This window comes from Mucilaginibacter sp. 14171R-50 (assembly GCF_010093045.1).
GTDB lineage: Bacteria > Bacteroidota > Bacteroidia > Sphingobacteriales > Sphingobacteriaceae > Mucilaginibacter.
In genome coordinates, this window is sequence record NZ_CP048115.1 from 842,110 (window position 1) to 856,052 (window position 13,943).

The following is a 13,943-nucleotide window of genomic DNA, read 5'->3' on the forward strand; positions in this document are numbered from 1 at the left end:
GGGTGTTAAATTGACTTTCACTTATCTGTCCCCGGTTATTCTTTTAACCGGAGTAGAATGTAGCACCTTGTTAAGTAACAGGTTGCTAAGACATCGCAGGGTCTAATCCCTCCGTCTTTCTCCATAAGCGGTACAAATATGAATAATAATGTTGTAAAGTGCAAGCGTATTAATTACACCAAGGCTTTCAAAGCGGACAAACAAAAAAGCCGCCTGCTTACAGCAAACGGCTTTTCAATTTTATTTATGATATCCGATTATCTTCTGTTACCACCAAATATGCGCAATAATAACAGGAACAGGTTAACAAAATCAAGGTACAAAGTTAGCGCACCCATTATAGCTGTCTTTTTAGCTGTAGAATCGCCATACTCAATGCCTGCGCCAATACGTTTCAGTTTTTGTACATCATAAGCGGTTAAGCCCACAAATACGGCTACAAGTATATAGCTTATCAATAGGTCAAAACTGCTGCTGCGGAAAATAAATAGATTTAGTATCGTAGCAACAATACCACCTATCAGCAACATGATCAGGATAGAGCCGAATTTGGTAAGGTCCTGTTGTGTGGTGTAACCGCCAATAGCCATTACGCCAAAAACAATAGCAGCAGTTATAAATGCTGTTGAAATTGTGCCGAATGAGTATATGTAAAAAATATAACTAAGGCTTATACCCATTATAGCCGAAAAAGCCAGGAACATTAAAATAGTGGCAAAAACACTTAGTTTGTTAAGGCCTCGGGCCAGTATAATTACAAATATCAGTGGCGCGAACATAGTGATGGTGCCAAAGATATTATTCTGCCCTGTTTCAGTGTCGCGTAGCAAGCCCGATAGTTCGGGGATAAAAGAAAAGGCATAGGTACATACAGACGATATGCCCAGGGCAACAAACATCCAAACAAATACATTAGCAATGAACCTGCGGGATGCTTCAGGGTTTTCTACGTAACTTACGTTATCGTAAACGTATTCAAAATTATCGGTTTTGGTTTCCATGTATTTCAGAAATTATTTGTACGAATATAATAAAAACGATGTAATGATTGAAAAAGTTGTAGCGGTTAAAAAGGTTACAATTGGCTGTGAATTCTAAGTTAATCTTTTAGTTAACTGCTCCTCTACTTTTTTAAACATTTGCAGTGGCTTCAATGCCCTCCAGTGAAGGTCATCAAGCTGACCGCCAAAATTGATGTAATAATCAATGTTGCTGTGTTTAAACTCGGATATCACATGGTCGCGGAAGTTTATGCCAGCTATCCAGCCATCTTCAACCTCCTGGAACCACTCTTCGTAATAGCTGTCGTCAGAGAAGTGAAAGTTAAGCACATTCTCGCCTATCAGTATAAATTTGTTTATGCCCTGGTCAACCATCAGGTCAAAAAGTTCGCGTTTCATCAGCATAATATCATTGTTAATGGCGTCGTTCCATTCGCCAATAAACTCGATGATGCTGTAACCCCGATCGTAATCAACAAACAATACCTTCAGGTACAACGTATTCGACCCAAAAGAATCCCACTGCGGGTGCAGCAAATAATTATATACCTGCTTATCAAATTCAAACTCGCTGTACTCGGTAGCATAAAAAGGCGAATACTCATCCTCAGATGCTACATAATCATCGCGCCAGCGGTAATATGGTTCTATTTCGTGCATAACCCCCTCCAACCTCCCCCCGCCAGGGAGACTTTTTTATTTTCCTCATTTGCACATCTGCATATTTGCATATCTGCACATCTAATCCTGTTCATTTGCACATCTATTTTAAACTATCCACCGCCTTGCGCACACTGCCATGTTTCTTTAATAGTTCAGCGGCTTCTTCTTCAGGCAAGCCCGTTTCGGCCATTACCATACGGGTGCCGCGGTGTACCAATTTATTATTGGATAACTGCATATCCACCATTTTATTACCCTTTACGCGGCCCAATTGTATCATTACACTTGTGCTGAGCATATTTAATACCAGTTTTTGGGCGGTGCCTGCCTTCATGCGGGTGCTGCCGGTAACAAATTCGGGCCCGGTAACCACTTCAACGGGGTATTCGGCCGCAGCAGCTACGGGGCTGCCTGCATTACAAACTATGCAGCCTGTGGCAACGCCATGCTCTTTAGCCATTTTTAACCCGCCAATAACATAGGGCGTAGTGCCCGATGCCGCAATGCCCACTACTACATCCTTGCCGGTGATATTAAATTCCTGCAGATCTTTCCAGGCCTGTTCACGGTCATCTTCGGCAAATTCAACAGCCTTGCGTATGGCCGTATCGCCGCCCGCTATAATGCCAACCACCCAATCAAACGGCACACCAAATGTGGGCGGGCATTCAGAGGCATCAACAACGCCCAGGCGGCCGCTGGTGCCCGCGCCAATGTAAAATAACCTTCCGCCGTTGCGTATGCGTTGGGCAACAACTGTTACCAGTTTTTCTATTTGGGGTAACGCTTTTTCAACCGCTAATGGCACGGTTTTATCTTCGTTATTAATGTTTTGAAGCAGCTCCGCTACCGGCATGCTTTCAAGCCCGTTGTAGTTGGAGTCTTTTTCGGTGTTTATTTCCATGTTTTGGCAATAAAATAGTTTCACCCTGTCCTCTCCAGGGAGAGGGTTTATAATGCGACGAATAAGTCCTCTCCTTTGGAGAAGATTCAGGTGAGGCTACAGTTAATAAATTTTAACAAAATTGAATAAAAAACATCAAAGCAAAGAAGCCGATATTAATTATAGGCAATAGCTGCTATTTATTAAATTTGCAATGGCTAAATATAGATGAAAAGAATTGCGGGCATTATCTTCAGGACGGTAATTTTAATATTGATAGGTATTGCAATTGGGATACTTATTACCGGTGATAACATTGGGGGGCGAAGGATAGGCCTTAATTTTTCGGGGCCCGATAAAATATCCCGTGTGCTTGATCTTGTAAGCACCAAGTATGTCGACTCTGTTAATACGGACAGTGTAGAGGGCGCAACGGTTAACGATATGCTGCAAAGCCTGGACCCTCACTCAGTGTACCTGCCGGCAAAGCAGGCCCGCTCTATCAACGAACGACTGGAGGGCGGTTTCAACGGTATTGGGTTAGAATACCAGTTACTGCGCGATACGCTGGTAATTACCCAGGTTAACGCCGGCGGGCCCGCCGCTAAAGCAGGTATAATTACCGGCGACAGGATCATACAAGTGGATGGCAAACCCTTTTCGGGCACCAAATTAAAGTCAGACCGCATCAGTAAAACCTTTAGGGGCGAAAAGGACACACAAATAACGCTTGGCGTTGTAAGAAACGGCTGGAAGGCAATCAAAAACATCCCCATAAAACGTGGCCGGGTAGCGCTGAGCAGCCTTGACGCCGCATACACCACTGGCAATACCGGGTATATCAAAATAAGCAAGTTTGCATCAACTACTGATAACGATTTTAAAGACGCGCTTAAAACGCTGAAAGCCGAAGGCATGCAAAAGCTGGTGCTTGACCTGCGTGGAAATGGCGGCGGTTACTTAAACACGGCAACTGCTTTAGCCGATGAGTTTTTACCCGGGGGTAAGCTGATTGTTTACACCAAAGGAAGCCACGAACCCAGAACTGATTACTTTGCCACCGACTCGGGCAATTACGAAAAGGGCGCACTTACGGTACTTATTGATGAGTATTCGGCTTCAGCAAGCGAAATTTTGGCGGGCGCCTTGCAGGATCTTGACAGGGCCATTATTGTTGGGCGCCGTTCTTTTGGTAAGGGCCTGGTGCAGCAACAGTTTCCGTTTGCAGATGGTACTGCAATAAATTTAACGGTAGCGAGATATTACACGCCTTCGGGCCGGTCAATACAAAAATCGTATAAAAATGGCGTTGCCAGTTACCGCAACGAGCTGGCTAACCGGGTGCGAAAAGGTGAACTGTTAAGCGCGGAAAGTAGTTTAAGCGACAGCGCATTTATCGGCGGCTCAGCCTATCATACAACCAAGGGACGAAAAGTTTTTAGTCGCGGCGGCATAATGCCAGATGTATTTGTACCTGCCGATACCACAGAGAACACACAACTTGTAGAAGACCTTGCGGATAACCAGCTTTTTACGGCTTATGTGATTGACAGGCTGCAACCCGTGATTGCCAAATATGCAACTGCCGATAGCTTTATAGATCAATACCACATCACTGAAGACGTTTTAAATAATTTTATAGCTTACGCGTCGCAAACGATAAAATATATTAATCCTGCGGATCTGAAGTTATCAAAGGAGTTTATTAAAACACTGATCAAAGCGCATGCAGCGCGTTTTAAATGGGGCAATAACGCTTATTACCGCGTACTAAACACAAGCGATACTACCTTTAAAATTGCATTGCTGCAGTAACGAAAGCAGATGTGCAGATAAAAAAGAAGTCAGCATAGCCGTGCTGATATGATCTTGTACACCCTCAGAAGCTTATACCCGTACCTGTCGGAAAAAAGGTATTTACACTAACAGGCAGTTTGCCCGCGGGCTTGATTAGTCCGGTTATTACCTTTACTGCCGAACGCTGCAAGGCATCATCTTTTTGATACGCTTCGATAATACCGGCGCTTTTTTCTATGCCTGGCAACCCTGCTATGGTATACGGGTTTGCAAACACAGCGGTTACCGCGTTTGGTTTTGCGGCCAGCGCAGCTATCAGGTATTTAACATCGCTGCTGTAATCAAGCTTACTGGCGGGGCGTGTACGGGTATCATGTATACTTACAAAAACCTGGTCAAACCCTTTTAACGTTTGCAGCATACGGTTCATATCCGTAAGCGAGGTGCTTTTACCTACTAAAAATATCATGCTGTTTACATACCACTTAGATAGTTCGAGCTGAAAAACCGTTGGCCTGTCGACCCCGATGCTGATGATAGCGGTTTTTTTAAACGGGTCCTGTCGAAGAGTACGGCTATCGCCCTTTAACACGGTTACAGCAGCATCACTTAGTTGCTGAAATAATTCAGCGGCGGCCGGTCGGTTAATGTCGCTTAACAGATTAGCGGTACTTGTCGGCCGATAATTATTTAACCCGGCCCAGTATTTAGCGGCAAGCAGCTTTTTAACTTTGGCCTCAAACTCCTCTTTGGTTATCTTTTTTTTCCTGATAGCTTTCCGTATCAATTTGGCGCCGTTTGCAGAGTTAACCGATAATTCGATCAGATCGTTACCTGCGAGAAAAGCCCTTACATCAGCTTCGCCATTAGGGAAATCTTTTACAACACCCTGCATTTCCATAGCGTCGGAGGCAACTATCCCTTTAAATCCAAGCGAATCTTTTAACACGCCGGTTACAATTGGCCGCGACAGCGTTGACGGCAGATTTTTGGTGGTATCGAGTGCCGGAATGTTCATGTGGGCTATCATAATGCCACTTATGCCCGCATTTATCGCTTCGCGAAAAGGGTATTCTTCCAACGAATCTAAACGGGCGCGGGTAAAGGGTAGTTGTGGCAAGGCCAGGTGCGAATCTACGTTGGTATCGCCGTGGCCCGGGAAGTGCTTGGCAAAAACAATAAGGCCGGCATCCTGCATGCCTGTGAAATACGCAATGCCTTTGCGTGCCACATTGTACTTATTATCCCCAAACGATCTGTAATTGATAACCGGGTTGTTAGGATTATTATTTACATCCATATCGGGCGCAAAATTGATGTGCATGCCAAGCCTCCTGAAATCACTACCTATCATTTGCCCCATTTTATAAATAAGCGTATTATCCTGTATAGCGCCTAATGTCATTTGATAGGGGTACGATGTTGACGAATCCAGCCGCATGCCCAAGCCCCATTCGCCATCCATGGCAATAAGCAGCGGCACTTTAGACAGCTTTTGATAAACGTTTATCAGGTTGGCATGCCTTACCGGGCCGCCCTGGAAAAACACTACACCACCTATATGCTCGTCCTGTATCACCTTGCCCACTGAATCCTCGTATGCCTTGCCTTTGTTGGTATGTGCCCTTACATAAAACAACTGGCCAATGCGCTCTTTCCTGCTCATTTTTTTATAAACAGAATCAACCCAATGATTTTGCTGGCTTAACGAGTTTATAAAGCTTGTTTTTTGCGCCAATACGCTTTGGGTAAAAAATACAGTTATAAAAAGCAGGTAATAGCGGCAGTGGGTCTTTTGTTTCATTGTTTCCAAATGTAGCTTAAATCTAAATTGCGGCTAATTGTTTTACCTATAAAATAGATTATAAAAAATAGTGAATAAACCTTGCCGCAAATTTTCACTCTATAAGAGTATAAAAATTAACCGGCATCAATTTATCAGGCATGCCTGTAATATGATGCCATAAAATAATTACCAATGAAAAAAATTTTATTTATGGCGATATGCCTGCTTACGGTTGCAGGCTCGGTAAGTGCACAACGTTATGACCGCCGCTATCCGCGCAGGGTTATCAGGCGCCCGGTTCCGGTACAGGAAAGATACCAAAGACGGGGAGATAACTTTTACCAGCCCAGAGTTGGAATTGCAGGCGGCGTAAACTTCTCTAACACGGTTGATGCCTATAACTCAGATTTTAGTACAAGTACAATTGCGGGTTTGCATCTGGGGCTTACGTTCGATATCCCCGTGGCGTATCCTTTATCATTCGCGCCCGAAATTTTGTTTTCGCAGAAAGGGTTCCGTGCCGAAACCACCTACGGGGAGTTTAAGCAGCGTACCAATTACATCGATATACCGTTGTTGGCAAAATTTAGGCTTGTTCCCGGATTTAACTTTGTTGTGGGGCCGCAATTAAGCTTTCTTACATCAACCAAAAACATTTACGATGACGGGTTCAACACCATCTACGAAAACGATTATGATAATCGGGGCGACAAAAGCTACATCTCGGGTGTTATTGGTGTGGGGATAGACCTTAACCGTAATGTTGAACTACGCGGCAGATATGCCATAGACCTTGACAAAAACCGCTCAAACAGCGGCGCAATACCCGATTACCGCAACCAGGTATTTCAACTGGGCTTAGGGTTTAAGTTTCAGTAAGAACCGTTACTATTGATTTTATTTTAAGCCATTCCCGAGCTATTGGGGTGGCTTTTTATATTATTTAAATAATCCCTTAAACCACCGTTTAGCTTTATACTTTGGTTTGTTATATTTTTTCCAGCGGGAGGCAATATCAAAGTCAGCATTTAGTGTATAAATATCGGCTTGTTTTTGAGGCAATATATACAAAGGGTGGGTAATATTGCCAAGCGCCTGCACCGGCAGGTTGGCGTTGATATTATTAACGTCGTTGGTATGGGTAGAGCTTTCGCCAAAACCTATGTTAGTAATAAGGTTTACGTTAGGGATTACAGATAGGCTGTTGTTAAAAAAGTTAAGGAATGTCAGCTGGTAGTCCCAGGTATCTACCCCGCCGGTCTTTACAAGTTTAAAAATACTCTCCCAAACATCAACAATAAAACGATCAGTAAAAAGAGTTTCCAGTTGCGGGCGTACATCGTTTACATGGTATTGGAATAGCTCTTTCTCGTAATCTTTCCAAACCCTGCGCCAGCCAGCCCAACCCCAAACATGGGTTAAGTTTGAAAAGTAATAGCTTGCCGTTCCCCATTTTTTACCATGCTGAAAATTGCATCCTGAAATATGGCGAATGCGTGTATCATGTCGGTACTTTTCAAGCATAGTATCGCAAAACCTAAAAAAATCATCTGTAGGCAGGCAATCATCTTCCAGTACGATGCCTTCTTCTTCGTTTTCAAAAAACCAGGTTATCGCTGATGATACCGCGTTTTTGCAGCCCATGTTGCTATCCCTGAAAAGTGTTTTTACTTCGCAGGGCCAGTCGATCTGCCTGGTAATATTTCGCGCCTGTTCACACAAAAGTTGTTCTCCCGGTTTGTCAGTGCGCGGGCCGTCGGCAGCTACGTATAATCGCGCAGGGCGGGCCTGCTTTATCTGCCCAAAAACTTTTTCGGTGGTATCGGGGCGATTAAAAATAATAAACAAAACTGCCGAGGATGCTTGGTATTTGTCGTTCACGGTACAAATATATTGGTATAAGTATAAAATTACCCCTTAATTATTTAGCGGCTTTATATGTAGTTTTGCAATAATGAAAAGCAAGATCACGGGCGGCGATACAGAACTATTATTTACTGCTAAAGTTTTACAAAAACACGATGTTAAATATTATATCTGTAAAGAAACCGGCTTTATACAAACCGAAGAACCTTATTGGCTTGATGAAGCTTATTCATCAGCAATTACAAAACTTGATGTTGGGCTTGTAAATAGGAACTTGTTACTGGCTGATATAGCCAATGATCTTATTATAAAATTCTTTAATTACCGTGGCGTTTTTTTAGATAATGCAGGTGGATACGGGCTGTTTACCCGCTTAATGCGCGATAAGGGTTTCGATTTTTACAGCAGCGATAAGTATTGCCAAAACCTGTTCGCAGAGTATTTCGACCTTAATAGCCTGCCCCAAGGCACCCACTTTGAAATGGTTACCGCGTTTGAAGTATTTGAGCATTTGACAAACCCAGTTGATGAGATAAAACAGATATACCAGTTTTCTGATAATATGCTATTCACCACTGAGCTGCAACCCGATGCCCCATCTGATCTGAAAAACTGGCCATACATTGCTACCGAAACCGGCCAGCATATTGCTTTTTACAATATACCATCGTTGCAATACCTTGCCAAGCTATATGGGTGTAATTTTTATACCAATGGCAAATCTGTTCACTTATTTACAAAAAAGCCGCTAAGCGAAGATCCGTTCGGCCCAAAAAAGCGCGATCCGTTCCTGCTTAGAAAAGCTAGGAAATACGTTAAACGGATGGAAGAAAAAAACGAGATAAAGCTGGATAGCTTGATCTGGCCCGACTGGCAATTAATTAAAGATAAGCTTAACGGCTGATCAACTCTCGAAAGTTTGCATATCAATAAGCCTTTTATATAATCCGTCATGATTAATAAGCTCCTGGTGCGAACCCTGTTCAATTAATTTGCCGTTTTCCAGCACTACTATAATGTCAGCGTTTTGTATAGTACTTAAGCGATGAGCAATTATTAAGGATGTGCGGTTTTTCATCAGGTTATTCAAAGCGTCCTGCACTAGCTTTTCAGATTCGGTATCCAAAGCAGATGTTGCCTCGTCCAATAACATAATAGGTGGGTTGTTTAGCACCGCACGGGCGATACATATACGTTGCCTTTGCCCGCCGGATAGTTTAGCGCCACGGTCGCCTACGTTGGTATTGTATCCATTCTCGGTTTCCAGAATAAAATTATGGGCGTTGGCTATCCTGGCAGCCGCTTCTACGTCGGCAGGGTTTGTATCGGGTTTGCCAAACGAGATATTGTTGTAAATGCTATCGTTAAATAAAACCGACTCCTGGTTTACTACGCCCATTAAACTGCGCAAAGAGTTTGCCGTAAGGCCTTTTATGTTAACGTCATCGATAGAAATACTTCCCTCCTGAGGATCCATAAAGCGGGGTATAAGATCCATCATGGTTGATTTACCCCCTCCCGATGGCCCAACTAACGCCACGGTTTTACCTTTAGGAATTGTAAGGTTAATATGCGACAGCACCATTTTGTCCTGGTAAGCAAATGATACATTTTCAAATCGGATAGCCTCATTAAATGCGGTAATGTTGACAGCATTTGGTGCATCGCTTACCAAAGGCTTTTCATCTATCAGGCTTAACACACGTTCGCCCGCCGCTATACCTGAGTGGATATTACTGAACGAATCGGAAATGGCTTTAGCCGGGCGCATCACCTGCGAGAACAATGCTATAAACGTCACAAACTCAGGCGGCGTTAACGCTGAAGTGTTGTTTAATACCAGGTGACCGCCATATAAAACGATACCCGCTACCATAGTTACCCCAAAAAACTCAGACACGGGAGATGCCAGCTGCTGCCTGCGGGCCATAGATTTGGTTATGCGCGAGTAATTACGGTTTTCCCTATCAAACCGGTTCTTGATAAAATCGGTAGCGTTAAACGCTTTAATGATCTTGATGCCTGAGAGGGCTTCGTCAAGATAGCTGATCATATTACCATAGGTTTGCTGAGAGGCTATGGCCTGCTGCTTTAACCGCTTTACTATCCTTGATATAACAAATGCCGAAATCGGGATAACCAAAAATGAATATAAGGTAAGGCTGGGCGAAATAAGGAACAGCATAACCAGAAACGTTATGAGTGTTAATGGCTCTTTAAATACCACCTGCAAAGTGCCGGTTACCGAATACTGTACCACCTGCACATCGGATGCTACCTTCGAAATAATATCACCTTTGCGCTCGTTACTGAAAAACCCCATATGCAGGCCCATTACATTATCAAACACTGTACGTCTGAGGTTTAGCAGGGTATGCACACGTAGGTTCTCCATAGTACGCTGCGACAAATATCTGAAAAGGTTGCCTAATAAAGCCGAAACTACTATGGTACAGCAAACAAATTGTAATGCGCCCCATGTGCCGTAAGTATTTATAGCATATTGCACATAATATTTAAAGGTACCCATTACATCAAGCAGGCCCGGTTTTGCACCAAGTTTTACAACAGTACCATCTTTTGAAAACAAGGTTTGCAACAGGGGCGCCAGTAAAGCCAGGTTTAATGTGCTAAATATGATAGAAAGGAGAGTTGTTATAATATAAGGTATTGCAAATTTCTCAATAGGTTTTGCAAAAGATAACAACCGGAAATAAGTCTTCATTTAAAAATTTAAGATGCAAAATTAATGGTAATTAATTAAAACTTCGCCAATAAATAAAGACGGTGAAAATTGGAGTTAAGTATTTAACGGGTTGTTAAATAAATGCCTTATCCAATAATTGATAAGTTGCCCGGCTGCTGAAGTTCCCCTCGAACGTAGCTTTTGCGTAATTGCTTTGTGCTTTATACAATTCATAATTATTTAAGAGCGCCATAATATGCCCCGCAAAACCCGCCGCATCATCGCTTACCAAACAGCCGTTGTTTTGCTTGTTCGGCAGTCCATCTATACCGCGCGGGGTACAAACTACCGGTAAGCCGTAGGCCAGGGCTTCAACAACCTTTACCTTAATGCCGGTGCCGTTCAGCATAGGGCAAACGGCAATTTTTGAGTTGTTGTAGTAAGATGACAGGTCTTCGGCAAACGAAACACGGTCTATCTTTTTGTAGCTTTCCGAGATGTGGTTATTTATCCTGCCAATTACACACAATTTAATATCGGCCCGTAAAAGCGGATAAACTTGCTCAAAAAACCAATTTATAGCGGTTATATTATGAACGTTATCGTTACCCACGTAAACCAGGTCATATTTTCTTTCATTTATATCTTTAACGTCCAGTGCAGGCTCGTCCAGCATCATTGGTACCCACCGCACCTGCGATCTGCAAAACTGGTTAAAAATGTATTCCTCTTCGGGCGATATTGCCCATATTTCGTTAAAGGTATTAAGCCGTTCTATCTCGTCGGCAAAGGTAGCTCCTAAGTTAAAGCCCCTTTTGTCCTTAAACTGGGCGGTTAAAAAATCGTGCGTATCAATTATGGTATTAGCATTGCCTGTTAACTGCTTATCGCTTATCAGGTCGGCACTGTGCACGTAGCTTATAATGATGTGGTCGTAGCTGTTTGTCTTAAGGATTTGCCGGAACCCTCTTTTTAATGCAACGGTTAAGTACGTGGGAATGGCGGAGTTTACAGGGTAAGTAAAAAGGTAATAGAACAGGTCCCACAGCTTGTATTTTAAAAAATAGCTAACCGGGTTATTACCTTTTGGCTTTCTGGATAATAAGTAAACCTTATTAGCTAACCCAGCCGACAGCAGTTCGCTTTCGGTATGCTCATTTACCAAAGCCGCCTGCTCATTTTTAATACTTACAAAATCTACACTAAAATTTTTATAACGGAAATACTTAAGCAAACCCAAAGCCCGCGCCTTGTTGCCCGCATCAGGCTCTGTTACATTATCAGGAAAGAAGTATAATATCAGTTTCATAAATATTACTTGTTACACTAAAGACCGGTAGACCTGGGTCGTTTTCTGCATGCAGCTTTCCATGGTAAATCTCGATAATTGCATACTGCCGGCAGTGCGCATTTTTTCGGTATCAACGGCTTTTGAAAGGATGCCATCAATACTCATTTGCATTGATTCGATTGAATACGGATCAAAATAAACCGCGGCATCGCCACCCACTTCTGTAAAACAGCTGGTGTTACTTACTGCTACGGGGCAACTGTTTGCAAAGGCTTCGAGTATCGGGAACCCGAAACCTTCATATAACGACGGGTAGGCAAAGAGCAACGCATTTTGATATAAACTTGCCAGCATAGCTTCCGTCGCCCTTACCTGGCTTATTTTATTTTGAATATTTAACCGGTTAATAAAGTCGAGCTCTGTTTTGGTAAATTCTCCGCCGCCCGCACATATTATATTGATACCGTATTTGGTTAGCAGCGGGGTAACCGCAGTTATCCATTTAAAAAAATTTTTATAAGCGGGCCTGTCGCCTACAAATAAAATATATCCCGGGCCGGGCGCGGTTGCTTCGGGCTCATTGATGCCTATAACGGGTTCATATCCGTGGTACACCAGGCTTACTTTATCATCTGGTATATCGTAAATTTTCTGCAGGTCATTTTTGGTTGACTGTGAAATAGCAATGATATGCGCTGCCTTTTTTATAAGCAGGCTTTTATAATGCGCCGTATCGTCGCTAGGCAAAAAATACTCCGGAAATAACTCGTGTATAAAATCGTGCACGGTTAACACAAAGGGTTTTTTTATACTGCTTAAAAAGTACGGGTTATAATAGGTAGGGTGGAATATATCGTAATCATGATTGCGCATGCAATACTTAGAGTACTTGCGGTTATACTTAAATATCTTTCTGTCCTTAGTTATGAAGGCGCGCCATAGCCACTCCGGAAGCGGGAACTTCTGATCTTTAATGTAAGCGTTATTGGTGAAAAGCAGCCCCCTGTCGTAGCTGAACTCATTACTGTTTGCCAGATATTTTTGAATATTGGCAAAATAACGCGAGATGCCACCGTAGCGCTGCATTGAGAATGCCTGGTGGTCAAATTGTATTTTAATCATTAATAACCGCTTTGTACTTAATTATTATAAAATATTAGTTATTTCGCACCGTTGACACTGTCAAATATACGTTATCAATAAACTTAATTTGAATTATGTTATCCCCGGGCGAAACTATCAGCATTAAAAATACCAATACACCGGCTAAAATATCTGTTATAATAGTAACGTATAATGCCGCTGCCACCTTACAAGCCTGCCTGGACAGCATTTACCAGCAAAGGTATCCGAATATTGAAATTATTGTAACAGATGGTGGCAGCACTGACGGAACGGTTAAGATACTGGAAGAAAATTCTGATAAGATAGCCAGCTGGATAAGCGAAAAAGACAAGGGAATTTATGACGCGATGAACAAATCTTTAGACCGGGTAAGCGGGCAATGGGTTTATTTTATTGGCGCCGATGATGAAATGTTCGATGATTTTTCGACAATGGCCTTTGAACTGGAAGATCCGAATGCGATTTATTACGCCAGCGTACTTTGTAAGGGCAAAAAGTTTTCGGGCTTTGTAAGCGATTACCAGATTGCCAAGTACGGCATCTATCATCAGGCCATTATTTACCCTAAAATGGTTTTTGACAGGTACCGTTATGATACCAAATACATTGTACGAGCCGACCACTTTTTGAATATAAACTGCGCAAGCGATAAAGACTTAAAGTTTATATTTAAGGATTACATTATAGCGAACTTTAGCCATTTAGGCGTATCGCAAAACTATGTTGATCAGCCCTTTGAAGACGACCACGTAGGCATTGTTTTTAAACACTTTAGCTTTAAAATATGGTGCAGGTTTATGTTTTGGAGGTTTAAAAAGAACTATCTGAAAAAGCCGGAAAAGTAA

The 13,943-nt window shown here is 42.6% G+C and carries 12 protein-coding genes and 1 riboswitch; of the genes, 4 read left to right on the top strand and 8 right to left on the bottom strand.

Translation table 11 applies throughout. The features are described from left to right. Window positions 1–18 precede the first annotated feature (18 nt). Window positions 19–130: riboswitch (SAM riboswitch) on the bottom strand. A 127-nt stretch (window positions 131–257) separates the two neighbouring features. The 3 genes from GWR56_RS03835 to murQ form a co-directional block, all read right to left on the bottom strand. Next, window positions 258–1,001 carry a Bax inhibitor-1/YccA family protein gene (locus tag GWR56_RS03835; protein ID WP_162429842.1) on the bottom strand — a complete coding sequence of 248 codons (744 nt, stop codon included), beginning with the start codon at window positions 999–1,001 and terminating at the stop codon, window positions 258–260. A 93-nt stretch (window positions 1,002–1,094) separates the two neighbouring features. Beyond that, a complete protein-coding gene (locus GWR56_RS03840) occupies window positions 1,095–1,661 on the bottom strand; it encodes a hypothetical protein (protein ID WP_162429843.1) in 567 nt (188 codons plus the stop codon). Window positions 1,662–1,764: 103 nt separating this feature from the next. Beyond that, the gene (murQ, locus tag GWR56_RS03845) at window positions 1,765–2,568 is read right to left on the bottom strand and encodes an N-acetylmuramic acid 6-phosphate etherase (RefSeq protein WP_162429844.1); all 804 of its coding nucleotides are present in this window, start codon (window positions 2,566–2,568) and stop codon (window positions 1,765–1,767) included. A gap of 207 nt (window positions 2,569–2,775) precedes the next feature. On the opposite strand from murQ, the gene GWR56_RS03850 reads away from it, so the two are divergent. Further along, entirely contained in the window at window positions 2,776–4,362 is a 1,587-nt protein-coding gene (locus tag GWR56_RS03850; protein WP_162429845.1) for a S41 family peptidase, read from the top strand. A gap of 64 nt (window positions 4,363–4,426) precedes the next feature. On the opposite strand, the gene GWR56_RS03855 is transcribed toward GWR56_RS03850, so the two are convergent. Next, window positions 4,427–6,148 (bottom strand): glycoside hydrolase family 3 N-terminal domain-containing protein, encoded by a 1,722-nt coding sequence (locus tag GWR56_RS03855; protein WP_162429846.1) that lies wholly within the window; start codon window positions 6,146–6,148, stop codon window positions 4,427–4,429. A 174-nt stretch (window positions 6,149–6,322) separates the two neighbouring features. Here GWR56_RS03855 and GWR56_RS03860 point away from each other — a divergent pair, with 174 nt between their 5' ends. Then, the gene (locus GWR56_RS03860) at window positions 6,323–7,009 is read left to right on the top strand and encodes a porin family protein (protein WP_238395297.1); all 687 of its coding nucleotides are present in this window, start codon (window positions 6,323–6,325) and stop codon (window positions 7,007–7,009) included. Window positions 7,010–7,069: 60 nt separating this feature from the next. On the opposite strand, the gene GWR56_RS03865 is transcribed toward GWR56_RS03860, so the two are convergent. Further along, window positions 7,070–8,011, bottom strand: a complete 942-nt coding sequence (locus GWR56_RS03865) for a nucleotide-diphospho-sugar transferase (protein ID WP_162429847.1) — start codon at window positions 8,009–8,011, stop codon at window positions 7,070–7,072. Between the two features lie 73 nt (window positions 8,012–8,084). Here GWR56_RS03865 and GWR56_RS03870 point away from each other — a divergent pair, with 73 nt between their 5' ends. Further along, on the top strand, window positions 8,085–8,900 hold the full coding sequence (locus GWR56_RS03870) for a class I SAM-dependent methyltransferase (protein WP_162429848.1): 816 nt from the start codon (window positions 8,085–8,087) through the stop codon (window positions 8,898–8,900). Here the strand turns inward: GWR56_RS03870 and GWR56_RS03875 are convergent, their stop codons facing one another. The 3 genes from GWR56_RS03875 to GWR56_RS03885 all read right to left on the bottom strand — a co-directional run bounded on the left by GWR56_RS03875 (window position 8,901) and on the right by GWR56_RS03885 (window position 13,095). Beyond that, complete coding sequence (locus tag GWR56_RS03875; RefSeq protein WP_162429849.1) at window positions 8,901–10,721, bottom strand: ABC transporter ATP-binding protein; 1,821 nt, start codon at window positions 10,719–10,721, stop codon at window positions 8,901–8,903. A 94-nt stretch (window positions 10,722–10,815) separates the two neighbouring features. Further along, on the bottom strand, window positions 10,816–11,991 hold the full coding sequence (locus GWR56_RS03880; RefSeq protein ID WP_162429850.1) for a glycosyltransferase: 1,176 nt from the start codon (window positions 11,989–11,991) through the stop codon (window positions 10,816–10,818). A gap of 12 nt (window positions 11,992–12,003) precedes the next feature. Beyond that, window positions 12,004–13,095, bottom strand: coding sequence for a glycosyltransferase family 1 protein (locus tag GWR56_RS03885; protein WP_162429851.1), 1,092 nt, complete (start codon window positions 13,093–13,095; stop codon window positions 12,004–12,006). Between the two features lie 95 nt (window positions 13,096–13,190). Here GWR56_RS03885 and GWR56_RS03890 point away from each other — a divergent pair, with 95 nt between their 5' ends. Continuing rightward, a complete protein-coding gene (locus GWR56_RS03890; protein ID WP_162429852.1) occupies window positions 13,191–13,943 on the top strand; it encodes a glycosyltransferase in 753 nt (250 codons plus the stop codon).

Excerpts from the sequence above, each read along its gene's own strand:
- murQ (WP_162429844.1), bottom strand. The coding sequence starts at position 2,568 with ATGGAAATAAACACCGAAAAAGACTCCAACTACAACGGGCTTGAAAGC.
- GWR56_RS03855 (WP_162429846.1), bottom strand. The coding sequence starts at position 6,148 with ATGAAACAAAAGACCCACTGCCGCTATTACCTGCTTTTTATAACTGTA.
- GWR56_RS03850 (WP_162429845.1), top strand. The coding sequence starts at position 2,776 with ATGAAAAGAATTGCGGGCATTATCTTCAGGACGGTAATTTTAATATTG.
- GWR56_RS03870 (WP_162429848.1), top strand. The coding sequence starts at position 8,085 with ATGAAAAGCAAGATCACGGGCGGCGATACAGAACTATTATTTACTGCT.
- GWR56_RS03875 (WP_162429849.1), bottom strand. The coding sequence starts at position 10,721 with ATGAAGACTTATTTCCGGTTGTTATCTTTTGCAAAACCTATTGAGAAA.
- GWR56_RS03880 (WP_162429850.1), bottom strand. The coding sequence starts at position 11,991 with ATGAAACTGATATTATACTTCTTTCCTGATAATGTAACAGAGCCTGAT.
- GWR56_RS03840 (WP_162429843.1), bottom strand. The coding sequence starts at position 1,661 with ATGCACGAAATAGAACCATATTACCGCTGGCGCGATGATTATGTAGCA.
- GWR56_RS03890 (WP_162429852.1), top strand. The coding sequence starts at position 13,191 with ATGTTATCCCCGGGCGAAACTATCAGCATTAAAAATACCAATACACCG.
- GWR56_RS03860 (WP_238395297.1), top strand. The coding sequence starts at position 6,323 with ATGAAAAAAATTTTATTTATGGCGATATGCCTGCTTACGGTTGCAGGC.
- GWR56_RS03885 (WP_162429851.1), bottom strand. The coding sequence starts at position 13,095 with ATGATTAAAATACAATTTGACCACCAGGCATTCTCAATGCAGCGCTAC.
- GWR56_RS03835 (WP_162429842.1), bottom strand. The coding sequence starts at position 1,001 with ATGGAAACCAAAACCGATAATTTTGAATACGTTTACGATAACGTAAGT.